General features: G+C 38.2%; 24 protein-coding genes and 1 pseudogene. 4 read left to right on the forward strand and 21 right to left on the reverse strand.

The annotated features are described in order from the left end of the window. Nucleotides 1-4: 4 nt before the first annotated feature. The 4 genes from ACSQ8P_RS31460 to ACSQ8P_RS31475 all read right to left on the reverse strand — a co-directional run bounded on the left by ACSQ8P_RS31460 (nucleotide 5) and on the right by ACSQ8P_RS31475 (nucleotide 6,956). Nucleotides 5-1,630: an ATP-binding protein gene (locus tag ACSQ8P_RS31460; RefSeq protein ID WP_436238783.1), complete on the reverse strand. Its 1,626-nt coding sequence runs from the start codon at nucleotides 1,628-1,630 to the stop codon at nucleotides 5-7. A 296-nt stretch (nucleotides 1,631-1,926) separates the two neighbouring features. Beyond that, on the reverse strand, nucleotides 1,927-3,975 hold the full coding sequence (locus tag ACSQ8P_RS31465; RefSeq protein WP_436238784.1) for a TniQ family protein: 2,049 nt from the start codon (nucleotides 3,973-3,975) through the stop codon (nucleotides 1,927-1,929). Between the two features lie 156 nt (nucleotides 3,976-4,131). Then, a complete protein-coding gene (locus ACSQ8P_RS31470; RefSeq protein ID WP_436238785.1) occupies nucleotides 4,132-5,934 on the reverse strand; it encodes a TniQ family protein in 1,803 nt (600 codons plus the stop codon). A gap of 29 nt (nucleotides 5,935-5,963) precedes the next feature. Then, nucleotides 5,964-6,956 (reverse strand): DGQHR domain-containing protein, encoded by a 993-nt coding sequence (locus tag ACSQ8P_RS31475; protein WP_436238786.1) that lies wholly within the window; start codon nucleotides 6,954-6,956, stop codon nucleotides 5,964-5,966. 138 nt (nucleotides 6,957-7,094) lie between these two features. Here ACSQ8P_RS31475 and ACSQ8P_RS31480 point away from each other — a divergent pair, with 138 nt between their 5' ends. After that, on the forward strand, nucleotides 7,095-7,445 hold the full coding sequence (locus tag ACSQ8P_RS31480) for a helix-turn-helix domain-containing protein (protein WP_436238787.1): 351 nt from the start codon (nucleotides 7,095-7,097) through the stop codon (nucleotides 7,443-7,445). A gap of 17 nt (nucleotides 7,446-7,462) precedes the next feature. Here the strand turns inward: ACSQ8P_RS31480 and ACSQ8P_RS31485 are convergent, their stop codons facing one another. Continuing rightward, on the reverse strand, nucleotides 7,463-7,714 hold the full coding sequence (locus tag ACSQ8P_RS31485; RefSeq protein ID WP_436238788.1) for a hypothetical protein: 252 nt from the start codon (nucleotides 7,712-7,714) through the stop codon (nucleotides 7,463-7,465). Between the two features lie 128 nt (nucleotides 7,715-7,842). Here ACSQ8P_RS31485 and ACSQ8P_RS31490 point away from each other — a divergent pair, with 128 nt between their 5' ends. Further along, nucleotides 7,843-8,073, forward strand: coding sequence for a hypothetical protein (locus ACSQ8P_RS31490; protein ID WP_436238789.1), 231 nt, complete (start codon nucleotides 7,843-7,845; stop codon nucleotides 8,071-8,073). An 80-nt stretch (nucleotides 8,074-8,153) separates the two neighbouring features. Here ACSQ8P_RS31490 and ACSQ8P_RS31495 read toward each other — a convergent pair whose 3' ends face one another. The 8 genes and pseudogenes from ACSQ8P_RS31495 to ACSQ8P_RS31530 all read right to left on the reverse strand — a co-directional run bounded on the left by ACSQ8P_RS31495 (nucleotide 8,154) and on the right by ACSQ8P_RS31530 (nucleotide 14,140). Then, a complete protein-coding gene (locus ACSQ8P_RS31495; RefSeq protein WP_436238790.1) occupies nucleotides 8,154-9,023 on the reverse strand; it encodes a LysR substrate-binding domain-containing protein in 870 nt (289 codons plus the stop codon). Nucleotides 9,024-9,306: 283 nt separating this feature from the next. Further along, nucleotides 9,307-9,456 (reverse strand): annotated as a pseudogene (gene aspA / locus ACSQ8P_RS31500) (aspartate ammonia-lyase); the annotation flags it as partial. Further along, nucleotides 9,453-10,184 carry an aspartate/glutamate racemase family protein gene (locus ACSQ8P_RS31505; protein ID WP_436238791.1) on the reverse strand — a complete coding sequence of 244 codons (732 nt, stop codon included), beginning with the start codon at nucleotides 10,182-10,184 and terminating at the stop codon, nucleotides 9,453-9,455. The pseudogene aspA and the gene ACSQ8P_RS31505, both read right to left, overlap by 4 nt. Before the next feature lie 407 nt (nucleotides 10,185-10,591). Further along, complete coding sequence (locus tag ACSQ8P_RS31510) at nucleotides 10,592-11,656, reverse strand: LLM class flavin-dependent oxidoreductase (protein WP_436238792.1); 1,065 nt, start codon at nucleotides 11,654-11,656, stop codon at nucleotides 10,592-10,594. Beyond that, nucleotides 11,656-12,030: a DoxX family protein gene (locus ACSQ8P_RS31515; RefSeq protein WP_436238793.1), complete on the reverse strand. Its 375-nt coding sequence runs from the start codon at nucleotides 12,028-12,030 to the stop codon at nucleotides 11,656-11,658. The genes ACSQ8P_RS31510 and ACSQ8P_RS31515 overlap by 1 nt, the downstream gene beginning before the upstream one ends. Before the next feature lie 12 nt (nucleotides 12,031-12,042). After that, nucleotides 12,043-12,690 carry an NAD(P)H-binding protein gene (locus tag ACSQ8P_RS31520; RefSeq protein ID WP_436238794.1) on the reverse strand — a complete coding sequence of 216 codons (648 nt, stop codon included), beginning with the start codon at nucleotides 12,688-12,690 and terminating at the stop codon, nucleotides 12,043-12,045. A 92-nt stretch (nucleotides 12,691-12,782) separates the two neighbouring features. Continuing rightward, nucleotides 12,783-13,223 (reverse strand): RrF2 family transcriptional regulator, encoded by a 441-nt coding sequence (locus ACSQ8P_RS31525; RefSeq protein WP_436238795.1) that lies wholly within the window; start codon nucleotides 13,221-13,223, stop codon nucleotides 12,783-12,785. Between the two features lie 65 nt (nucleotides 13,224-13,288). Continuing rightward, nucleotides 13,289-14,140 carry an SDR family oxidoreductase gene (locus ACSQ8P_RS31530; protein ID WP_436238796.1) on the reverse strand — a complete coding sequence of 284 codons (852 nt, stop codon included), beginning with the start codon at nucleotides 14,138-14,140 and terminating at the stop codon, nucleotides 13,289-13,291. A 95-nt stretch (nucleotides 14,141-14,235) separates the two neighbouring features. On the opposite strand from ACSQ8P_RS31530, the gene ACSQ8P_RS31535 reads away from it, so the two are divergent. Beyond that, nucleotides 14,236-14,598 carry a winged helix-turn-helix transcriptional regulator gene (locus tag ACSQ8P_RS31535; protein WP_436238797.1) on the forward strand — a complete coding sequence of 121 codons (363 nt, stop codon included), beginning with the start codon at nucleotides 14,236-14,238 and terminating at the stop codon, nucleotides 14,596-14,598. 74 nt (nucleotides 14,599-14,672) lie between these two features. On the opposite strand, the gene ACSQ8P_RS31540 is transcribed toward ACSQ8P_RS31535, so the two are convergent. The 4 genes from ACSQ8P_RS31540 to ACSQ8P_RS31555 form a co-directional block, all read right to left on the reverse strand. Next, on the reverse strand, nucleotides 14,673-15,308 hold the full coding sequence (locus ACSQ8P_RS31540) for an NAD(P)-dependent oxidoreductase (protein ID WP_436238798.1): 636 nt from the start codon (nucleotides 15,306-15,308) through the stop codon (nucleotides 14,673-14,675). 217 nt (nucleotides 15,309-15,525) lie between these two features. Continuing rightward, the gene (locus ACSQ8P_RS31545; protein ID WP_436238799.1) at nucleotides 15,526-15,966 is read right to left on the reverse strand and encodes a nuclear transport factor 2 family protein; all 441 of its coding nucleotides are present in this window, start codon (nucleotides 15,964-15,966) and stop codon (nucleotides 15,526-15,528) included. A 115-nt stretch (nucleotides 15,967-16,081) separates the two neighbouring features. Continuing rightward, nucleotides 16,082-16,522, reverse strand: a complete 441-nt coding sequence (locus ACSQ8P_RS31550) for a nuclear transport factor 2 family protein (RefSeq protein ID WP_436238800.1) — start codon at nucleotides 16,520-16,522, stop codon at nucleotides 16,082-16,084. A gap of 363 nt (nucleotides 16,523-16,885) precedes the next feature. Continuing rightward, nucleotides 16,886-17,326: a nuclear transport factor 2 family protein gene (locus ACSQ8P_RS31555; protein ID WP_436238801.1), complete on the reverse strand. Its 441-nt coding sequence runs from the start codon at nucleotides 17,324-17,326 to the stop codon at nucleotides 16,886-16,888. Between the two features lie 427 nt (nucleotides 17,327-17,753). On the opposite strand from ACSQ8P_RS31555, the gene ACSQ8P_RS31560 reads away from it, so the two are divergent. Further along, complete coding sequence (locus ACSQ8P_RS31560) at nucleotides 17,754-18,335, forward strand: TetR/AcrR family transcriptional regulator (protein WP_436238802.1); 582 nt, start codon at nucleotides 17,754-17,756, stop codon at nucleotides 18,333-18,335. 233 nt (nucleotides 18,336-18,568) lie between these two features. Here the strand turns inward: ACSQ8P_RS31560 and ACSQ8P_RS31565 are convergent, their stop codons facing one another. The 4 genes from ACSQ8P_RS31565 to ACSQ8P_RS31580 all read right to left on the reverse strand — a co-directional run bounded on the left by ACSQ8P_RS31565 (nucleotide 18,569) and on the right by ACSQ8P_RS31580 (nucleotide 21,282). Continuing rightward, nucleotides 18,569-18,841, reverse strand: a complete 273-nt coding sequence (locus tag ACSQ8P_RS31565; protein WP_436239655.1) for a hypothetical protein — start codon at nucleotides 18,839-18,841, stop codon at nucleotides 18,569-18,571. A gap of 244 nt (nucleotides 18,842-19,085) precedes the next feature. Next, complete coding sequence (locus ACSQ8P_RS31570; RefSeq protein ID WP_436238803.1) at nucleotides 19,086-19,763, reverse strand: DUF4405 domain-containing protein; 678 nt, start codon at nucleotides 19,761-19,763, stop codon at nucleotides 19,086-19,088. A 35-nt stretch (nucleotides 19,764-19,798) separates the two neighbouring features. Beyond that, the gene (locus tag ACSQ8P_RS31575) at nucleotides 19,799-20,476 is read right to left on the reverse strand and encodes a cytochrome P460 family protein (RefSeq protein ID WP_436238804.1); all 678 of its coding nucleotides are present in this window, start codon (nucleotides 20,474-20,476) and stop codon (nucleotides 19,799-19,801) included. A gap of 59 nt (nucleotides 20,477-20,535) precedes the next feature. Beyond that, the gene (locus ACSQ8P_RS31580; protein ID WP_436238805.1) at nucleotides 20,536-21,282 is read right to left on the reverse strand and encodes an SDR family oxidoreductase; all 747 of its coding nucleotides are present in this window, start codon (nucleotides 21,280-21,282) and stop codon (nucleotides 20,536-20,538) included. Nucleotides 21,283-21,337 lie beyond the last annotated feature (55 nt).

Genomic DNA, 21,337 nt, shown 5'->3' on the forward strand with positions numbered 1-21,337 from the left:
AGTTTTATTCCCTTTGAGTATTTTTTCTCTCTCTTGTTATCCACCAATTAGAAATTTCATCAACGCTGTAACCTGGAGGAGGTCCGGTTACCCAAGCTTTATGAAACCTAACATCATTACTTTTGGGCTTTGGTATTGGTGGATCAAATTGCACTTTTCCCGGCAAGGTCATTGCATCGCCAGTAATCAAGGCTTCTCCATCTCTTAGGCTTGATAAAATATCAGCCTGATCACCCAAAGTATCTGGAAGTAGTCGTCGAATTTTATTCTGGTCAAGATCATTTGTTAATCTCAAAGTAATAAATGTACCACATTGAGATAGAACGGTAGAGGAAATACTTGATGGTCTTTGCGTTACCACTATTAGACTTAATCCATACTTTCGCCCTTCCTTTGCAACTTTTTCAACCCTTTCAAGACAAAGAGAATACTTTGAGGAAGAATCTTCTGGGATGTATGTGTGTGCTTCTTCTAAAATTAACGCCATCGGTAAATTTTCTGGATCCATGTCCCAGTAACGATAATCGAAACATAATCTTGTTAAAATACCAACACATATTGTCCTTACTTCTGCTGGCAGACCGCTCAAATCTAAAACTGAAATAAACTTTTGTTCTTCCTGATTTAGTCCTAATAGAAATTTAAAGTAGTAAGCTAGGCTCTTTTTCTCAACTATATCGCTTTTTAGAAATGAAAAGCGGGTATCATTATGAATGCTTTGTATTTTTAAAATCATTTTATTAAATGGATCTTTTTTCGCTTCTGTAGTTTCTTTATCGCGTTTCTCTATAATATTTTCCAGAAGAACATCCATGTTAAAAAAAATAGGACTGTCAACAGAAACCTTTGCTTTTTCTGTTCCTTCAACTTCATTTTTCTTTAGTTCTTCAATCAATTCTTTAATGTACATTTTCTGGGTGCCGCCAGCCTCTGGATAGTAAATACTGATAAACTCGTCTAAATCAAGGAACCAGTAAGGTAAGGAGAACTTATCCCAAACAATGCAATTGGATTTCCCCTCCCATTGACCTGAAAAAGCATTTTGATATTCATTATGAATATCAAAAAAGATTAATCTAGGTTGTGGATAGCTTTCTAAAATGGATTGCGCTATTCTTGCAACCGTGCTACTTTTTCCGCTTCCGGTTGTGCCAACAATAGCAGTATGTCTACCTAGGAGCTTATCAAGATTTAAATAAGCATCCCCAGCTCCTCTCATGGAACGTTGACCCACTTTAAAGTATTTCTTTTTCTCCTGTTCATCTAGATTTATACCCAAAAGAAAATTAACTTGATCCCCATTTAGAAAATATGAGTCGCTTCCTATGGATGGCAATTTATTTACTCCGCGTGTAAATTTGTTACCCGCTTCCGTGCTACCAACTATTGCTACTTCTACAATTTTATTCTCTACGATTCGATCTCTACGTTCAACTTCTTCAATTAAAACTCGAGTTATAGTACATATTGTATCTCCATGAAAACCACCACAATTTATAAAAGAGCCTACTTCTGCATGAAGCGCAATTTCTCCATCAACAGTTTTTAATGTTTCGGCTTTTATTGTTAACTTACTTCCATCAACACATATTACCTTGCCAAATGATAAGGTCTCTTTCCTTAGATCCAATACAACCCCTCCTTCTAATGGAATATTTAACCTAATATTCGACAAGTAAATGTAAATTCCTGTATTATCTTGTCTAAATAAAAATAAACCCCGTTATGTCAAATCAGGCTTAGATTTACTCATTTTTATAGCTTCGAGTGAAATGTTTATTTAATTATTTTCGGCTTTGCTTATAAAAAAAGAGCGCCTCGGCACGATGGGAGTACTTTACGTGTCAAAAGCACATAAATTCCATCATCTTGGAGGACGCTCTACTAAAAAAAGTCTAAATCACAAAAACAAAATCAACTTATTAATTAATATTCATTCGTTCTCTTCAGTAGAAACTTATCAATTTCATCTTTAATTACGCTTATAAGTAACGAATAAAACCGGCTTTTTCTATTCATATAAGAGAAGCCGAGGTACTTACCGATTAAAGATTGACTTAATCTCCCCTGCTCTTTATGAATAATAGGAATGATATTCCGTACTTTTGAACTTAACTCTATCACTTTCTTTTGCAAAAATAATTCCTTGCTTTCTTCCACCTTTTCTGAAAAAAACATTTGGATTTCATAGTGATATTTGCATATATATGCCTGGTTTACACCCAGATGCTTGTAAAGTTCATCACAACGAAGAGGTCTTCCTAAATCATTCTGCATCTGTTTATACTCTTCAAAAACAGTAAGATAAAAATGAATTTGCTGTTCCTTCACTGCTAAGCGTTGTTTCTTTTTTTCTTCTGTAATCTCCTCTTTAATTTTTGCATATTTCGGCGAATTAATAGTAGTTCTACCAACTTTTAATGAAGCAGCTACTTTTTTAACAGTAACCGTCCTATTGTTATTAATCATGTCTTTTAATTTATTATCTACTTCACTATTCACTTGTTCCCTTTTTTTCGAGATTTTTGTTCTACTCGTTTGAGTTCTAAATAAATAAATATTCTGTACCGCGGAATCAAAAAAATAATAATAAAACTCAATAACTCCCCAACCATACCTTTCTTTCGCTTTATAATAAATCGTTTCTGGTGATTCCCAGTATTCTTCTATAATTGAATCAAACAGAATACTTAACTTACTATCTGATACGTTTCTAACTAACTCAAATTGCTTAGTGTCTAAAAGAAAAAATCGCAATAAGTAAGCTATTATTAAAGAAGTACGATGATAATCAATCTTTAAAGTGGATGTAATATTACGCCTACTTATTCCTTGTCTAACTAATTCCTTTACATCCATGAATAGCTCAATATCACCTTTTATTTCTCTCCATTCTTTCTGATAATAGCCATAATATAAATAACAATCGATACAAACATGTACTTGCTTAAAGTAAATATTATTAGCTCCTTTTTTGCGAACATTAATGTGTTTCATAGCTGTATCTTTTCCATAAGAATGGCACCAAGGTGTGCAACAAAAACTAGGGGCTAAATCTAAATGATCACTTACCAAATTTATTGAGGCAATATAGACTGTAGATACTTCTATTGCCGAAAACTCTTTTAGATTCATTCCATAGTGATCTGTTAGTTTAAATAGATCACTTAATAAAACTCTTTTCGTAGATTTACCATTACGTATTAATGCGACTAAAGATTGAACCACGACAGGAGAAAATAACTTGATATCAAGTTTATTAAAAGTAGTGGCCTTGTTTTGTGAAATATATAGCAATTTAATTGCTAAGGATTGTTCTAATGTAAACCTCTCTAATTTCGATGTAAGAAACAACTCTGAATTCAACAAAAACCTCCAATCGTAAATAACTTGAAATTGTTTTTTGATAAATTCTTCATTCTGTGCATTTTTAATTTCACATTCGCTATAAATTGAATTACCGCAACTGTTACAGACTAACTCATTCATATGATCATAAAAATATGGAAGTGGTTGATTGCAGTTGCAGCAATTCGATTTAAGATCAACTTGATGTTCTAAGCATATTTTAATTTCCCTAATCTGCCAAATAAGCTTAAAATACCTATTTTCCCTTACACAATGTGAACAAAATCTTCTTACATCTGTAACTATTAAAGAATTCAAAAACGACCTGAATCGCCTTTCTTCTTGACTTGGATTATCAAAAAACTTATCTAATATTGGCAAAAACGTAAGATCCTTTATTATTTTTTCTTCCAGGTGCAGCGAAAGCGCAAATATTTTAAAATTAATAAGCTGTAGAGACGAATCTACTTTGTACATAGCGGCTGAGTTGAAATAACTTGTCGAGCCGATATTAATTTTTTTTCTAATATCCAAATAATTAACCAGATTAGCTTCTGCAATTCTCAGAAAATAACCACTTAAACATTCCCCTGGTCGAGGTCTTGGTCTTACTGTAAATAGCTTCATTTTCTACTCCTTGAAATAGTAATTAGACAGTTAATAGCTTTTATAAAAACTAGAGTAATTCATAGGTTTTCTTTCTTCTAAAACCGATTTATATCATTTTACAACAAAACGAGAGAAGATCCTTGATTTAGACTCAAACCAGGATCCTCTCTCGTTCTATAAAGTATTCAAATTATGTTTTTCACTATTATACCTAAGTCGCATCTCATTAATATATCTATTCACTTCAGGAGCTACTCTACGTATATACGATTGACTCAATTTTATATAAGCATATACCTCTTCAGTAAGCACTTTTTCTCCATTATGTAAATTAAAGAATTCATCGATTAAACTGTACCAATTAGGTAATAGTTTTGTTACATTTTCTTTGTGTTGCTTAGCTTTCATAGAATGAATGTAATCATTCAAGCCCCATTTACTTAAGGTACTTTTCCTTACTTTAAGCTTTTCAGACACCACACCGATTGTGATGACTTGACCTGATTTAAATAATTCTTCGCAAATCTGTACTATTTCACCTCTGATCCCATCCCTATCAATCCGCCGTTCCATTGCTGGCCTCTTGTGTAAAATTAATTTCTTCATTATTTCAGGGTGATACCTATGAAAAAGAAAGTGTAACTTTGACTTCCAGCACTCCCACTTTGCAATAGTATTAAGGTCTACATTACAATTAATTGCGTTTGTGAACTTATCCAACAAAAAATTATCAATGATTCCCGCTATATCACTATTACTTAAATACAAACCTCTTACTTGAAAATAAATAATAATTCTTCGCCAAGTACTTATGCTAAGACCTGTCCGTCTAACTAATTCTGCCGATGAGACTTCTTCAAAATTAATCAAGTTTAATACTTCATACCCTTGAGCAAAGAAATCAATTGCTTGAAGTTCTCCTTCCTCATCATAAGCAAACCTACAACCACATGCCAAACAAGCTGAGTAGCCCCGCAGTATTTCACCATTTTTTCTTTTTTTTGATACTGTCCCTGATCTCACAAGAAGTTCATTTTTCATATAGCTATTACACCAAGGGGATAAACAAATAGCATTTTTAAATTCATTCTTCTTAATTGGAATAATAGCTTTACGAAAACCATTTGGTATCTTCATTTCAAATAGATATCTTAAGGGAATTTTGTTTCTATAAAACACATTAATTAATAAGTTAATATGTAATGTTCTATTTTGACCACGTCGTGTATTTCTTACATATTGCATGAAAGTTTTTGCATTCGTTCCCAATTCATGTAACTTCGGCTGTACTATACTCATATTTAATTCTGTTTGTTTTTCATTTAATATATATAATAATTTTGTTGCAGTCTCCGATGGGGTTAAATAATCGTTATTATTTTCACAAAGCTCCTTCCATATTTCTGAATGGAAAGATTGAATGCGATGCTCCTCTTCAGAAATAATCTCTTCATGCATATCAAAACCTAAAGATGCTTCACATAGAGGGCAATTGGAGATTTCATTGATTTGAGTAAGCTTAATCTTATTACCACAGATATTACAGACATTAATTAAACGTAGATGATGGTTTAAACAGTAATCGTTCCCCTCTACCTTCCATTCTTTTTTTATAAAAGGTACTTTTTCATTAAGGCATTGAGGGCAGTAATGAAGATGAACACGAATAACACCTTTTAGAAAACGAGATCTTACCAGCTCGTTGCTATGGCAGAATTTTTTTAATGCAAAATGAAATGACATCTCCAGTAAATTCTCGACTGCAATTTTTGTGGCTTTTGAAAGTAGCTTAATATCAAATGCATTTAATGGTGCAAAATCAATTAAAAGTAAATCCACTTTATTAGAATTTACTAATTCACTATTCTTAGTTTTTCTCCAAAGAGTCAATAAACTTGTTCCGTTTGCTTTGGCAAAACGAAGCAAGAAGCTACTTAATAGTTCACCCGGTTTAGGTAAAAGTCGCACAGTAAACATTTGAAATCCTCACCAGCCCTTGCTCCCCACTAATGGGGAAGCATTTGTTCTTTCAAATCCGTTGCTAACGTCCTGGAACCACTCATACCTTTTAAATATTTAAGTGGACCTTGTGATGACCAATCCAAAGATAAACGTTTCACGTGCCGCTGAATTGCAGTGAGATCAATATGCTTTTTACCTTCACTCATGCATTTAAGTAGAACGTGGTTACCTGCCAATGAAAGAGCATCTAAACATACAATATGTGTTAATCTAAATTCTTTGTAATCTGACCACTCCGCGGCAAAATTCTGCCTAATAGTGTCATAGTAGGTTAATGCAACAGTCAATTTTTCTTCTTTCGATATACTCGATATTCGGTAATCCGCTGTAAGTAAGTGAAGCGTTCTATACACATTTTGAAGTGTCACGTGGCGACCTTTACTACGCTTACCGATAATGGTACCAATATTATAAAATGGACTATCCTTACGGATCATAAGCTCCGTTGCAACCCAACTGATGTCATCCGAATCTCTGCGTAAAAATTTACTAAGTGAAGGCCCAATCCCCTTTGCTTTCGTATTTATCGTATCAAATAGTTTAACTTCCTCATCTTCATCCAAAGAGTGAAAAGCAAGAAACGGTACGTTTAAATCCGAATTTGTTTCTCTCGTGTACTTATCTATGCCACCCATTCGATGTTGACCATCCATTAATGAAGCTTTACCTTTGCAAAACAATCTGCCATAAGATGGACGATGTCGATCGTAACAAATAAACTCCCAGCTCGATGCAGCATTTAATAAAATCGGTGTGAATAGCGCATCTTCACCTTTGGACAAGTAACTTGCAAAGTCTTCACATCTTTTTGAGTCTACAGGGCGCTGATATCCCTTACCTGATGGTAGATCAAAAGGTTTTACATATATGAGTTGTAATCCTACAGATGATGGGAAATGGCTTTGGTATGCCACTTTGCCGCGCATCTTGCATTGTATTACATTTTCAATAACGATCTGATTAGGTAGTGTATTCATGCTGGTACCCCTTATTATGTGAATTATTAATTATAAATATAGATCTTATAACATCTAAAATCAATTGGTTATATATGTTATAGGTATATTTAACTTAAGAGCCCACTTACTTAAGCTGATATAGAAGGTGGTGGTTCCTTGCCTAAATTATCAGTTCATGTAGGTGCAAGAATTAGGGTCTTCAGAAAGAATAGAGGACTTACGCAAGAGCAGCTTGGTGAAAAAGTAAGTCAACCGCAATCATACATAGGTGGAATAGAGCGTGGAGAGAAAAATATATCCCTAGATACATTAGAGCGAATCGTGGAAGCCTTAGACATTCGACCAGGTGATCTATTTATTTCTTACGATGATTCAAAATCTAAGGATCAAATAGAGAAGGACAAGCTTATTGATTTTCTGAATAATTTAATTAAACACCGGAACATAAGAGAATTAGCAACGATAACAAGATTAGTTGAAGATGTCCTAAGGGCTTATGATAATTAAATATTAGCTTCAAATCACTATAGGTGAAGGAAAAACAAATTCTCGAACACCATAAAAAAGCAAGCAACTAATAATTCAGTTGCTTGCTTTTTTGTTTCAAAATCAATCATTCGAATAAATGCGCTTTTCAACAATACTATGCTATCTTTGGCTAACTGATAGGCAGTATCCGATTCGAGTGCTCCAAACGTTTGAATATCCAGATCCGTAGCGGCAAGGCTGACCACGTGCTTGTCCGCATCATCCAGTTGACTATCGATTTGTCTCATGTAAAGAGACATCATATTCTTATTTGACATTCCCCTCATGGAAAAACAAGGATACTGGAGAATTATTAATGTTTCCTCAGATATATGGGGTGATGAGCGAGATCTCACATCCAGGAGTAGGAGCTTATATGTTGTCTAAATTTGATCTAAATGGATTGACACTATTGCTAGCTGCAGAAACCCATGGTGATATCAAAATAAATGCAGTCGATCCGGGATGGGTAAGCTCAGATATGGGTGGACCATTTGCTCCAAGAGCCCCTGAGCAAACTGCCGAATCTATCCTTTGGTTAGCGACGATTGGACCTGAAGGACCTAACGGAGAATTCTTCAGAGATGGAATACGAATCGATTTGTAATAATATACACCTTAGATTAGCGTGCGCCTATTTTGTCACACTTTGGAACTCAAAATCAAGATCAGCAATCATACTCTGCGTTAAGTCTTTCCAAACGATATCTGCTGGAAAAAATTCAAAAAAGGGTTGCTCGAACCTTTCAAATAAATCAAATCGATTCTGATAGAAATATCAACTTCGGGAGTAATCTCGACACGATACAATAGACCGTTTTCAAACTCATTCCTGACACAATGCTCAGGCAAAAAACTGATCCCCATCCCCTTTTGGATAAGCTTCTTAGCCGTTTCCATACTATCGACTTCCATGACGATGTTAGGCTTCATATTTTCAAAAAGCCGAGTAATCATCAGCCAGTCCATGGAGCCGTAATCAAAGAAAATGAGAGGAAACCGGCTGATCTCATCTATTGCAGCGCTTCCCTTTTTTAATAAAGGGTGTCCGGGAGGTACGAACAATCCGATGGGGTCTTTATGAAACAGTATATTGTCAATATTAGGATGTGTAACAGTGCGGACAATGCCCAAATCGACTTCTTTATTCAAGACCTTCTCCAGAATAATGTTGGAATGGCCTGTCGTAATTTTTATCTTCACACCGGGGAATTTTTCACTAAAAAGTGGCAGGATGTCCGGTACCAAATAATTCGAAACGGAAATAGCGCAACCAATTTTAAATTCATAGGATATCGCCAAATTTTGCTGCAGTTTGATTTTGATTTCCTGATAAGCCGTCATGATCTGCTGCGCATAAGGAAGAAACTGTTTCCCATTTTCTGTGATCAGGATATGCTTGCCTTCCCTATAAAATAGCTGACTTCCCAGCTCCCGTTCTAAGGTTTGGATCCGCGCCGAAACGGAAGGTTGCGTCAAAAAGAGCGCTTGGGCCGCTTTATTGAAACTTCCTAAATGGTGTATATAAACAAACGCTTCAATGTTTTCAATATTCATAATGCCCCCGCCTTTCTAACATAGCATTTATAGAAATATACATGAATATATCGACAAAATACTTTGATTCTTTTATTGATTCAGTGTTAGGAGATGGGGAACTTTCTATTCCTTTGTTTTACTCAAAAATTTTTCTTTTTCCTATGTCAATTTAGACACTCTTTCATCCAAATGACGGATACAACAGATTTTTTCTCGACGTACAATAATTTACAGTCATGTACTTAACAATTGCAACCACAACGGTTTTGGAGCCCTCGCCTTCAAAAAGCAAATAGCCGTTTGCCATTGCACGAATTAACGATTCATGTATACGATAGCCGGTGATGGGGAAATTCTCTACTGCTCAAATCGTTTGAATACTGTAATAGGCATGACATAGAACTTCTATTTCTCCAAGAAAATCTTTTTCCTTTCGAAGTTGGCTCTTCAGTTTTTTGCTCCCTTTCTATCAGTTTCAAAGTCTTTATACAACACATGTTCCTGGTTAGCGATATCAACAACCTGCTTAGCCAAAATATGGGTCGGATCAATCACGCTAATCTCTTCCGCATCACTTAAAACAATCGGAATCTCAGTGCAACCAGCAATAACCGCTTCCGCTCCTTTTTCAATCATTATTTGAGATGCGTGAATTAATAAACTTTTGCCTTTTGCAATATCCCCGGCTTTTACTGCATAAATGCCTTCCATTATCTTTGCTTGTGTAATCTCGTCAGGCAACAGTACATCTAGTCCTCTTTCACGGAGGGATTTCTGATAAAGCATGGTTTTCACAGTGCCATCCGTCGCTAACAACGCAACGCATTTTAGGCCGACTTCATCAATGAATCTTGCCGTCTCATTTGGCATATTAATAATAGGAACTTGAATCGTATCTTGAATGTCTTGCAAATAATAATGTGCAGTATTGCAAGCTATTACGATTAAATCTGCCCCAGCCTTTTCTAATGTCTTGGCTGATTGCTTCATATAGGGGAGCGGGTCATTACCTTTACCCATAATTGCTGATGTACGGTCAGGAATTTGCGGATAATTATCCACAATTAAATGAATATGTTCCTGATCATTCTGGGCAGGTGTTAATCGTATGATTTTGTTCATCAAATCGACTGTGGCAAGCGGACCCATGCCTCCCATAATCCCAACAGTTTTTATCATGATATACCTCCACCTTTTACTCTTACGTATTTAAAGTATAATTCCAGAGTAGGAGGTATCGTATATCGAAAGGATCTATTCAAATATAGAAATTCTATATAACCTGAAGCAAACAAACAGAAAGAATGGTGCTCCCTAAGGCAGCTTTTGACATACGTGAATTCGGGTTACAAGTTTCTCGCGGCGGAGTATAAATTTGAAAAGGGCACCCGATTCAGATAATGAATCGGGGTTTTGTATTGAGGGGATTACGCTAACGGACAGGGATTCGTGGAAATTTCGGACTATTGTGAGGCGACATGAACTTACTTAAATTGCATCTCACCGATGCTTAACAGATTGCCGTTTTCCTGCAAAACGCGAAACGACACCCAAAAAGGTGTCGTTCCATTTTACAACATGCATGATTACACAGTCATTTGTTTCTTTCGGATTTCTCTGCGAACAACTGGTGCAACTTCTGTAGCCAATAGATCGATAGCTTTCTCAACTTTGGACAGTGGTTGACCACCCATGTCGAATTGCCCCATAAATCGGCTGTGACCAAAAAGCTCATGCTGCAACAGAATCTTTTCAACGAGTTGCTGCGGGCTTCCGACCGCAAGAACATTGTTTGGGGCAGTCATTGCATCTAAATCCGAGCGTGATACCCAAAACCGCTGACCGCGTTCTTTTAAGAAATATGAAAAATAATTGATGTAGTGTGGGTGGAACTCATCGAGTGCCTGAGCGGATGTCCGGGCAATGTATGAGTGACCTGTGACAGATATCCTCAACTTTGATGGATCATGCCCTGCCGCTTTGCCTGCGGCTCGGTAAATATCCACAAGCGGTTTAACCCTTCTTGGATCTCCGCCTAAAATACCAAGTGCCATGTTAAGACCCAATCTCCCAGCTCTAGCGGTACTCTCTGGTGTGCCCCCAACTCCAATCCAAATCGGAAGTTTAGGTTGAAACGGTCGAGGGGCAATTTGCGAATCGTTGAGCGCTGGCCTGAATTGTCCATTCCAGGACACTCGCTCTTGCTCGTTTAACTTCAGCAATAAATCAAGTTTACTTTCAAATAGTTCATCGTATTTTCTTAAATCCGCTCCAAAGATCTCGAATGATTCCAAGAAAGCTCCACGACCCGCAATAAGCTCCGCACGTCCGCCAGATACAAGGTCAAGCGTTGCAAAATCTTCAAATACTCGTACCGGATCAGCCGTACTAATGACGGACAAGGTACTCGTTAGGCGAATGTTCTTTGTCGCTTGAGCGATGGCCGACAGAATCATGGCATAGGAAGAAGTAACAAAATCCAATCGATGATGTTCCCCAATTCCAAAGAGATCAAGACCAGCTTCATCAGCCAGCCTTGCTGCGGCAATAATATCGTCAATCCGACTCTTTGCGCTTATTGCCTGTCCCGATGAACCGGGGATTCTTTCTCCTAACGAATAGATTCCAAACTCAAATTCAATATCCTCCATTATTTAAACCCCGGAAGATCTGCAAGATCGGAAGCGTTAATTGCAAACAAAACAATACCGATGATTGCAAGAAATAGTATCATAAATGTTTGCTTAAAGGAATCCTTAACCCGAATGTGCGTGATAATACCACCGATACCTGTAATTCCGAGTATTAACGCTCCTAAGGCGACCCAGCTTGATTCCCAATAGCCAATGACTAATGCGGCTGCACCTACAAATTCAATAATGCCTGTTACAATTCGGAACCATTGCGGCATTCCCCAGTGTTTGAAGCCCTCAACATGCATCTTGGAGCCTGCAATTTTCCCTAACCCCGCCATTAAAAACATGAGTGCTAATAAGCTTTGCAAAATAATCGAAAATACTGTCATCTAAATCTCTCCTTAGCGATTAAAAATAATTGGCATTTTCTTGATATATAAATTTTCCGTTGCCACACGATAAATGAACTTTCCTACATTTTCTCGTGATACTGCCATTTTTGCAGGCTTATCACCGAACGAAAATTCATATTCATTGTTCTTATGCTTTACGTTTGGATTAATAATTCTAACTACAGTCCAATCCAATGAGGATTCTTTAATAAGCTTCTCAACCTTCTTCATCTCAAGATAACCGCCCGGAAAGAGAAGCTTTGCCATTATTCCGGGTATAACTGTACTAAACTGTTTTTTATCTTCGTTTGATTTCACTGTGGGAGTAGCTAAAGTGATGAATCTTTTTTTATTCAACTTTTCCATGGCATGTATAATCGTTTCATGTCCGTCTGCTATGGGAGTTCCTTTTATTTTGCGCGATGTATCTAACGCTGGACCAAGCGTGCTAATTACGACATCCGATTGCTCAATTGCTTGCCCAACTAGAGCTTGATTGGTTAACTCTCCGACGATAACCTTCAAATTAGGAAATGACATTTTAAGGCTATCCGGTCTTCTGACGTATGCGGTAACCGAATTTTCTTTATCACTTAGCGCATGTTCGAGCACAATCTTGCCAATAGCTCCACTGGCACCAAATATAGTAATGTACATTGAGGCTCCTTTTTGTGTGCTTATAATAAGCACATTTTATTTCTAAGAAAAAGTTGCATGTAATCCTGCAACTTAATGTTATATATCCAGCTTTATTCTTCTTTAACGAATTGGACACGATCCATTAATTGAGCAACCGTATAATTCCGCAAATACTCAATTGTCTTTAATTCGGCTTCGTGGAGAATCTTTTCAAGTTCAACATCTAACTGTTCCCCGGCTTCTCCGCAATCCACATCAACTTCGACTTCATTGGAGAAACTGTTTATAGCTTCGTAAATATCGCCTAATGTAATCTCTGTAGATGTTTTCTTTAAAAAATATCCTCCATCCCGCCCACTTTTTGATTCAACGATTCCGGCATTGTTCAATGACTGCATAACTCTGCGCATAAAGGTAGCATGCGAATCGACTTGGCTCGCTATCATCGCACTGCTTAGCATACTGCCGCTTTTGGCTAGCCAAACAATGGCATGAATCGCTATTTTTAGACGAGGGGGACCAATGTGAACTCCACGAGATGCGGTACTCAAGATTCTCCCTCCTGCTCAAATCAAGATTGCAACTCAAATTGCAACTTTTATCTCTCACGATCCAATTACTGGAATGCGATTGACAGGATTGATTCAAGATTTCGCGCTGGACGACCAGACAGTTTCTCAATGTCTCCCGTAACGATATCGAAGTCCCCATTAGAAAAGTTCTGTTGAATACTCACAACAGCAGTGATGACCTCCGCCGGAAGTCCCACCTGCTGGAGCTGTGCATGGAGCGTCTCGGCTGGCAGTGTGACGAACGTCAATGGTTTACCGCTAGCTTTAGCGATAGCCCCTGCTCGCTCTGCACCAGTCAGGCTTTCTGGTCCAGTTCCCGTGTAGATTGCACCATCGTGACCTTCGCCCACCAGCAGACCGACTGCTGCTGCAGCTAGGTCGTCGCGCAAGACAAAGCTGACTTTGTTTTCGGTAAGACCCGTAAGTACGCCATGCGCAAGAGACATCTGTGCTTCCGCTATAAGAGCCTCTGCATAGTAGCTCATGCGCAGTATGCTCCACTGGCGAGCCTTGCACATCAGATGCTGTTCGCTGGCAAAGTAGTCGGCTCCGATGTTCGGTTTTTGCACGTTCCGCGCGCCAGCAGATGACATAAGAACAATGTGGGACACACCGGCTGCTACGGCTGCGTCAATAGCTGCAATGTTCTGAGCCGCACGAACACCGGGCTGTAAATTGGTCGAGGGGATAAGTAGTAGTCGGTCCAAGCCTTTGTAAGCCTCGACCAGCGATGATGGTTGATCGTAATCCCCGAATCGGGCTTCCACGCCATTAATTTCAATTTTCTCTGGGGAACGCGAAATGGCGACAACACTATGCGAAGTCGCTCGCTCCAACAGTTGTTTTACCGTCGCTGTACCTAATTGTCCGCTAGCACCATTTACACCAATTTTCATTATTCGCTTCTCCATTCTCTAATAATTTGATAGTATTTAAGTGATACTAAGTAAATAATATATACTGTTGTGCGAATGCACAAGGAGGCACATTTTTGTTACCAGAGAACATAAGTGATACTGATAAACAGTCCGAATGCCGGGTCTTAGGCGATGTTCTTTCACTAATCGGTGATAAATGGACTGTTATGATCGTTGGGGGATTATCTGATGGACCAAAGCGTTTTAACGAGTTACGGCGTTTGATTGGCGGTATATCGCAGCGGATGCTGACGTTGACGTTGCGTCGTTTGGAAGAAGAAGGGATTGTGTCACGGACGGTTTTTCCTACCATCCCTCCACGGGTTGATTACGAACTGACGCCCCACGGGTACACACTGATTGAGCCGCTTAAGTCGCTTAGCGATTGGGCAATCAAGCATCGTAGCTTTCGCGATTCAGCGGACTCCAGTGAATAATGACCTGATTATGTTTCAGTTCTGTCTGACGCTAAACGAGGATGAATGCATAATAAGGGTTCCTTTAGCAAAATCTACTGAGAACTGATTCCTGGTGCCTGACGTACGAAATCTCGGCTTGATATCTGGTCAAACATAAAAGCTGCAATTTCCTCTCTGGAAACCGTTAACGAATGCTTAGTGTGTCCATACAGCCCTAGATTCAGTTTTTTTGATGCCGGACGATTTTTTAAAACTGCTGCACGAACCAATGTCCAATCTAAGTTTGATTCACGAATAACCTTTACCGATTCAATAATGTCGTCATAAGACGCCGGAAGCATCAGCTTAACAAGTAAAGCAGGAAGCCAAATTTTCAAATCAAAGCCATCACCTGGATCTACAGCAGTGCCAGTAGAAATAGTAATGAGTCGTTTTAAGCCTTCTTGCTGCATGACTGAGATAATTGCCTTAAGAGCTTGAGTGATTGGCAAATCCTTAGGATGTTTCAGCGAGGTAGGACCAAGAGCAGAGAGAACAGCATCGGCCCCTCGGATCGCTTCCATTAAACTTTTTTTATCAGTCAGGTCACCTCTGATAATCCGTACTTTGGGATGGGTAAATGGACTGCTAGATCGTGCAAAAACCGTAACCTCTATTCCGCGTTTTAGAGCTTCTTCGATTAAGTATGAGCCTGTCTTTCCTGTAGCGCCAAAAATAGTAACTTTCATATTTTATTCACCTCGTATTTTAATGTATTTATTATGTTCTTTTATGTTGATTAAACTAAATGTATTGTTTTCGTAATTAAATTCAAACTATTCTATTTCAAAAAAAATGACCGGATAGCTTTTTACAACTAGTCCAGTCATTTTCAGGTTCTGTTTGCATTATTCTACAACATACAAACATTCCATCTTTAAGCTATGATTCCAAGTATTAATCAAATTAGCCTTGTAATGCTCTTGCTTCTATAATTGAAAAGTGAGCAGTACGTTCCTTTATTAACCAAGTTCCGTTTTGACGTACATATATATCATCATATTTAACACTATAGTCTGTGATAATTTCTTTGACATCTTCTTCTCTGACCATTTTCATTTGAGAATACGAAACACCAGTTGCAGTATCGCCATCAACTTTCACAACGTGTTGTGCGTTAATGGAGAAATAACGTTTTACAAGAGAAGCATGGCCTGTGAACTCCTCTTCTAACTGTTTTGTTCTTGAAACATCAGACACCAATTGGCCACCGAAGTAAACCTTATATTTAGCATCAGGAGTAAATAAAAGCATTTGTTCTGAAATCTTTTTTTCATCTCCCAAATTTGAAAAAGCATCAACTAATTCTCTTAATTCTAATTTTGCTTGTAAAATTTCTAACGTCATATATTTTTCCTCCTTATTATGAATAATATTACAGCACTTGACTTTGAGTGAGTGCACACTCACAGTGGAGCATAAACGGCTTTCAACATTCCATCTTTAATCTATGATTTTCAAATTAGCCCTGTAATGTTCTTGCCTCTATAATTGTAAAGTGAGAAGTACGTGCCTTTATTAACCAAGTTCCGTTTTGACGTACATATATATCATCATATTTAACACTATAGTCAGTGATAACTTCTTTGCCATCTTCTTCTCTCACCATTTTAAGTTGGGAGTATGCAACACCTGTTGCAGTATCACCATCCACTTTCACAACATGTTGTCCGTTAATGGAGAAGTAACGTTTTACAAGAGAAGCATGACCTGTGAACTCCTCTTCTAATTGTTTTGTTCCTGAAACATCTGAAAACAATTGGTCACCTACGTAAACCGTAAATCTAGTATCAGGCGTTAATAAAAGCATCTGATCTGAAATCTTTTTTTCATCTGTCAAATTTGCATAAGCATCAACTAATTCTCTTAATTCTAATTTTGCTTGTAAAATTTCTAACGTCATAAATTTTTTCCTCCTTATTAATGAATAATATTACAGCACTTAACTTTGAGTGAGTGCACACTCATTACGAGGTGGCGTGAAATCAAACAGCTCGATCTCCGTGTGATTATTCGGCTGGAATGATATGCTTGATAAGAAACGAAAGAGCTGTCGCCTTCGGAAAGTCCATTCCAAACACATTACGCATTTCCTTTAAGGATTCGTCTGTCCACTGTTGCCTTACAGCGTCAATTGTAGCCGCACTTACCTTTGAAGGCTCTCAGATATTTCACAACTAGTCAAGTTTTTTTCAGGTTCTGTTTGCATTATTCTACAACTTACAAACATTCCATCTTTAAGCTATGATTCCAAGTATTAATCAAATTAGCCTTGTAATGTTCTTGCCTCTATGATTGAAAAGTGAGAAATACGTGCCTTTATTAACCAATTTCCGTTTTGACGTATATATGTGTCATCATATTTAACACTATAGTCAGTGATAACTTCTTTGCCCTCTTCTTCTCTCACCATTTTCATTTGAGAGTACGAAACACCAGTTGCAGTATCGCCATCCACTTTCGCAACGTGTTGCGCGTTAATGGAGAAATAACGTTTTACAAGAGAAGCGTGACCTGTGAACTCCTCTTCTAACTGTTTTGTTCCTGAAACATCAGACACCAATTGGCCACCGAAGTAAACCTTAAAACTAGTATCAGGCGTAAATAAAAGCATTTGTTCTGAAATCTTTTTTTCATCTCCCAAATTTGAATAAGCATCAACTAATTCTCTTAATTCTAATTTTGCTTGTAAAATTTCTAACGTCATAAATTTTTTTCCTCCTTTAATTTCTGAACCGAACTGTATAAAATAATCAAAGATAAAAATAGCTCAATCAAGAAGAGCAAGTATTGGCATTTTGATTAACATTGATGTTCACCAGTATTTTGCCCCGTTATTGGTATTTGTATTACTGCTTCTCAACCATTAAACGTTCAGGTCTTACCTTCAACGTTACGGAAAGTTCTATAGCAGAAATGGTTATTACACTGGAGATGGCCAACGTAATTGCGGTAATTTCGCTACTTTATTGAGCAACCTCCTTTCACACCAGTTTATGAGTGAGCACACACTCAATAATAGCCATTGCTCACTCATTAATGAATAATATCAAGCACTTGACTTTGAGTGAGTACGCACTCATAATAAGAGCATAAACGGCTTTTAACGTCATGTCAATAGCGAGGGATAAATTTTGGATTTAAAAAACAAAATAATTGAAGCTACTGAGCGAGTATTATTAACGAACGGACTTGCCAAGACCACGACTAAGGAAATCGCTCGGGTAGCCGGTTGCTCCGAAGGATCGTTGTATAATCATTTTAGAAACAAGGAAGATATATTTCTCCATGTTTTACAGGGAAAATTGAAAAATCTGATGGAAACTTTAACATTGCTGCATAGCCTAGCTGGTAAAGAAACGGTGCGGAGTAATCTGAAACAGGTGGCTCTTGCAGCGTTGGAGGATTATCATAGTTCGATGCCCTTAATCTGTTCTATTTTCTCGGAACCGGAAATGTTGCTTCGCTATCGAGAAGGTTTTACTCTACGAAATGAAAGTCCGTATGGGGCAAATGAGGCGGTGGAAGCTTATTTATTGAAAGAAAAAAATATCGGTAGAATCAGCGAGAAACTGCATCCAAGAGCTGTAGCGGATTTATTGCTGGGAAGTTGTTTTCAACGTACGTTCCAATTGAATTTTTTAGGTAGTGAGGAGTCGCAAGAAGAGCGGGCTGAATTTGTAAATGGTATTTTGGATACGTTATTTCCAGTATAAGCATAAGAGTAAGGACATATTTAACATCGCACTCAATAGCCTTTGGCGACTTTGGATTTCGTCATGACTTGGTGACTCAACAGCTCCCATTCGGGACTTCCACCTAAAGATGACGCCCATGCTGGGCGTACAATACGAGGAGTCCGGGGGATTATTCTCCCGGATTCCTTGAAATTTTGAATTTCTTTTTAAACTAAACAGCTATTTCGGTTATTCTCATATGTATTCAGATTTTATTTAGTAACCCTAAACCAATCGATATCGAGATATCCTCCACCAGAACCGCAGGCGAACACTCCCATCTTCGCCCCTACCCAGCGAACCTCGCTGGATACAAATGGTTCTACTGGTAATGCTGTAAATTCGATACCATTTAAACTATAGCTGTAACTACAAACTGCACCACTTTGCACTTCAACTCGCAAGTCGATGCTGTCAGTTTCATCCATCGGTACTGACCATACCTTCTCTTCCCCGGTCTCGTCCCCCTTGCCAAGAATAAAGATAGCGGTTTGTCTTGTGTATGGCCTTCCAGCTTTCGCGCAGCCAGGTAGCTATACCTGTTAACCGAATAAGAATAATCCGCCGGTATCTCCGTTTGCGAACCCTGAATGGTCGAGCCTGCAGGTTACTTTAAAAGCGGGAGCATTAAATTTTTGATTATAGTGGAGATGTCGATTATATGAAATAAGCCAAATAGCTTTCCCCTCAATGTAGGAAGGACTATTTAGCCATTTGCCGTTTCAAAACCTAATGATTGATCTTTCGCTGCTTCCGAATAAATATCAACGTATAATAAGTCCCACAGATATAGATTCCCATGATAGCTAGATGATCTCTGATAAAGTTTAAAAGAGAACCTTCTCCGCCCCAGCCAAAAGGGTTATATATGAAGAGCTTGGAGCCCATATTCCCATTAATGGAAGCCTGTACACCATAGAGAACAATCAATACCGCTAGGGTACGAAGCATAATAGTACGCAAACGATTTTCAGTGGTTATTCCAGTCATTTTTCGCGCTGCTTGGACGATTCTTCCCCAGGATATGCCTATATGTACTGCCATGAGTATAAATCCCCAGTATGCTGAAAGGACATGTATCTTTCTCGCGAGCATGTCCTGATTAGTAGAAATAAAGGGGAATACTTCCTGAGATATAGGTACGGAACTGATTAGGGCTAAAGCCATTGTTACAAGAAATAACAGGTTCACAGCTATACCAACAATTCGTTGTAATGTGTACTTGCTCTTAAAGATCGTCTTATACCAATGACGATTCAAGATATTATGGACTATAAACAATACAAATAGTAACATTCCAAGCATTTCATGGATTCGATTGCCGGTAATAGCATAAGCCAGCGCCACTAACATGAAAACCAGCATCATACAATCAATGACCGGCTTTATTAACATATTTCTATTCATTACATCTCCCTTTGAATGTATCTCCATATTAATAATCATTTTTCGTTTGTTAGTTCAGCCACATAAGCGGATAAAGCATGTGCTTCCTCCAAAGTAATACGTTTATTACTAGTTTTCGTACTGTTATCATTTGTTGCTGTAAAATCCTCAAGTTTGAAGCTTTTCATCCTATCTCTCGTGAACGTGAAATCATCCACTTCCCGGCCTGCATGGCAAGAAATACAGCTAGGGATACTACGCTGTTCATTAACCGACTTGTCGGGGTTGAAAGCCTGATAGCGCCAGTCACCGTTTTGCTTCTCTGAAGAGGTCTGGTCGCCCCAGTCGCTGCGCTTTTCCGCTACGAGGGTTTCATCAAGCTTCTCATCTTTGTATATCACAAGAGTAATGACAGTTCCATCAGGGAACGGTTCTCCTTTTTTCGCCGCCTCAATAGCTTCCCGGCTTGTATATAGCGGCTCTGTGATATTTCCTCGATTTAATGTCGAATAGAGCACACCACCCTCGTATTTTTCAGGGAATTCAGGGTGTTTACCTTGACCCTGGACGAATTGTTTACTGTCCTCTCCAGCGGTTTCCATCTGCCCCATATTATCAGTTGTGTCATTATAGTTGCTTCCACATGCAGATAATGTGAAAACTGTTACCATTCCGAGAACAAGCCATAAGAATTTTTTCACCGCTATTTCTCCTTGCGAAGCTATAAATTTCATTTGGCGTCACCGCCTGGCTTAGAAAATGAATAGCTTAGTTTCATCTTATCTTGTAATTATTACCAAGGTTGACTTGTTGGTCCAATTGTAAACTCATTAACGTTCGTATCTTCTGGCTGATCGATCGCGAATGCAACAACATTGGCAACTCGATCAGGTGAGATACCATATTGTTCGTACAACGCAGTTGCACCTTCTAAAGTATTCTTATCCGTGATAGCAGTCAACAATTCTGTATTAATTGCTGCTGGATAAATAGTTGCTGTGCGGATATTCGTACCTTCTTGGGCAGATTCCATGCGCAATACTTCCATTAAATTGCGGACAGCCCACTTTGTTGCGCCATAAACCGCAGTGCCCGGATAAGACTTAAGCCCAGCTACCGACGAAGTAGTGATGATATGTCCAGACTTTTGCGATGTAAATGTTGGCAATACTGCTGCGATACCATTCAATACACCTTTAATATTAACGTCAACCATACTGTTCCACTCGTCAGTTTTTAATTCGGAAAGTGGTGAATTAGGCATTATTCCAGCGTTCAAGAAGATTACATCGACACCACCAAAAGTGTCTTTAGCTAGTTGAACAAGCTTCTGATTATCATCTGGATTAACAACATCCGTGACGCGATAAGCAGCTTGTCCACCAGCTTTTTGAATTTCCTCAGTCAATGCTTTTAAATTGTCTTCGCGACGAGCGCCCAAAACAATTTTAGCACCTTTACTGGCCAATAATTTTGCAGTTGCTTCACCAATTCCTGATGAAGCTCCAGTGATTATAACTACTTTGTTTTCAATTGTCATTTCGTTTTTTCATCCTTTCAAATTTAATGTCGGTATTTTAAACTTCATTTCTTTA

The sequence above is a fragment of the Paenibacillus sp. LjRoot153 genome (assembly GCF_964253085.1).
GTDB lineage: Bacteria > Bacillota > Bacilli > Paenibacillales > NBRC-103111 > Paenibacillus_E.

Excerpts from the sequence above, each read along its gene's own strand:
- ACSQ8P_RS31530 (WP_436238796.1), bottom strand. The coding sequence starts at position 14,140 with ATGAAAATTGGTGTAAATGGTGCTAGCGGACAATTAGGTACAGCGACG.
- ACSQ8P_RS31540 (WP_436238798.1), bottom strand. The coding sequence starts at position 15,308 with ATGAAAGTTACTATTTTTGGCGCTACAGGAAAGACAGGCTCATACTTA.
- ACSQ8P_RS31510 (WP_436238792.1), bottom strand. The coding sequence starts at position 11,656 with ATGGAGGATATTGAATTTGAGTTTGGAATCTATTCGTTAGGAGAAAGA.
- ACSQ8P_RS31575 (WP_436238804.1), bottom strand. The coding sequence starts at position 20,476 with ATGAAATTTATAGCTTCGCAAGGAGAAATAGCGGTGAAAAAATTCTTA.
- ACSQ8P_RS31505 (WP_436238791.1), bottom strand. The coding sequence starts at position 10,184 with ATGATAAAAACTGTTGGGATTATGGGAGGCATGGGTCCGCTTGCCACA.
- ACSQ8P_RS31520 (WP_436238794.1), bottom strand. The coding sequence starts at position 12,690 with ATGTACATTACTATATTTGGTGCCAGTGGAGCTATTGGCAAGATTGTG.
- ACSQ8P_RS31485 (WP_436238788.1), bottom strand. The coding sequence starts at position 7,714 with ATGAGACAAATCGATAGTCAACTGGATGATGCGGACAAGCACGTGGTC.
- ACSQ8P_RS31495 (WP_436238790.1), bottom strand. The coding sequence starts at position 9,023 with ATGAATATTGAAAACATTGAAGCGTTTGTTTATATACACCATTTAGGA.
- ACSQ8P_RS31580 (WP_436238805.1), bottom strand. The coding sequence starts at position 21,282 with ATGACAATTGAAAACAAAGTAGTTATAATCACTGGAGCTTCATCAGGA.
- ACSQ8P_RS31515 (WP_436238793.1), bottom strand. The coding sequence starts at position 12,030 with ATGACAGTATTTTCGATTATTTTGCAAAGCTTATTAGCACTCATGTTT.
- ACSQ8P_RS31490 (WP_436238789.1), top strand. The coding sequence starts at position 7,843 with ATGTTGTCTAAATTTGATCTAAATGGATTGACACTATTGCTAGCTGCA.
- ACSQ8P_RS31570 (WP_436238803.1), bottom strand. The coding sequence starts at position 19,763 with ATGAATAGAAATATGTTAATAAAGCCGGTCATTGATTGTATGATGCTG.
- ACSQ8P_RS31465 (WP_436238784.1), bottom strand. The coding sequence starts at position 3,975 with ATGAAGCTATTTACAGTAAGACCAAGACCTCGACCAGGGGAATGTTTA.
- ACSQ8P_RS31470 (WP_436238785.1), bottom strand. The coding sequence starts at position 5,934 with ATGTTTACTGTGCGACTTTTACCTAAACCGGGTGAACTATTAAGTAGC.
- ACSQ8P_RS31545 (WP_436238799.1), bottom strand. The coding sequence starts at position 15,966 with ATGACGTTAGAAATTTTACAAGCAAAATTAGAATTAAGAGAATTAGTT.
- ACSQ8P_RS31550 (WP_436238800.1), bottom strand. The coding sequence starts at position 16,522 with ATGACGTTAGAAATTTTACAAGCAAAATTAGAATTAAGAGAATTAGTT.
- ACSQ8P_RS31555 (WP_436238801.1), bottom strand. The coding sequence starts at position 17,326 with ATGACGTTAGAAATTTTACAAGCAAAATTAGAATTAAGAGAATTAGTT.
- ACSQ8P_RS31475 (WP_436238786.1), bottom strand. The coding sequence starts at position 6,956 with ATGAATACACTACCTAATCAGATCGTTATTGAAAATGTAATACAATGC.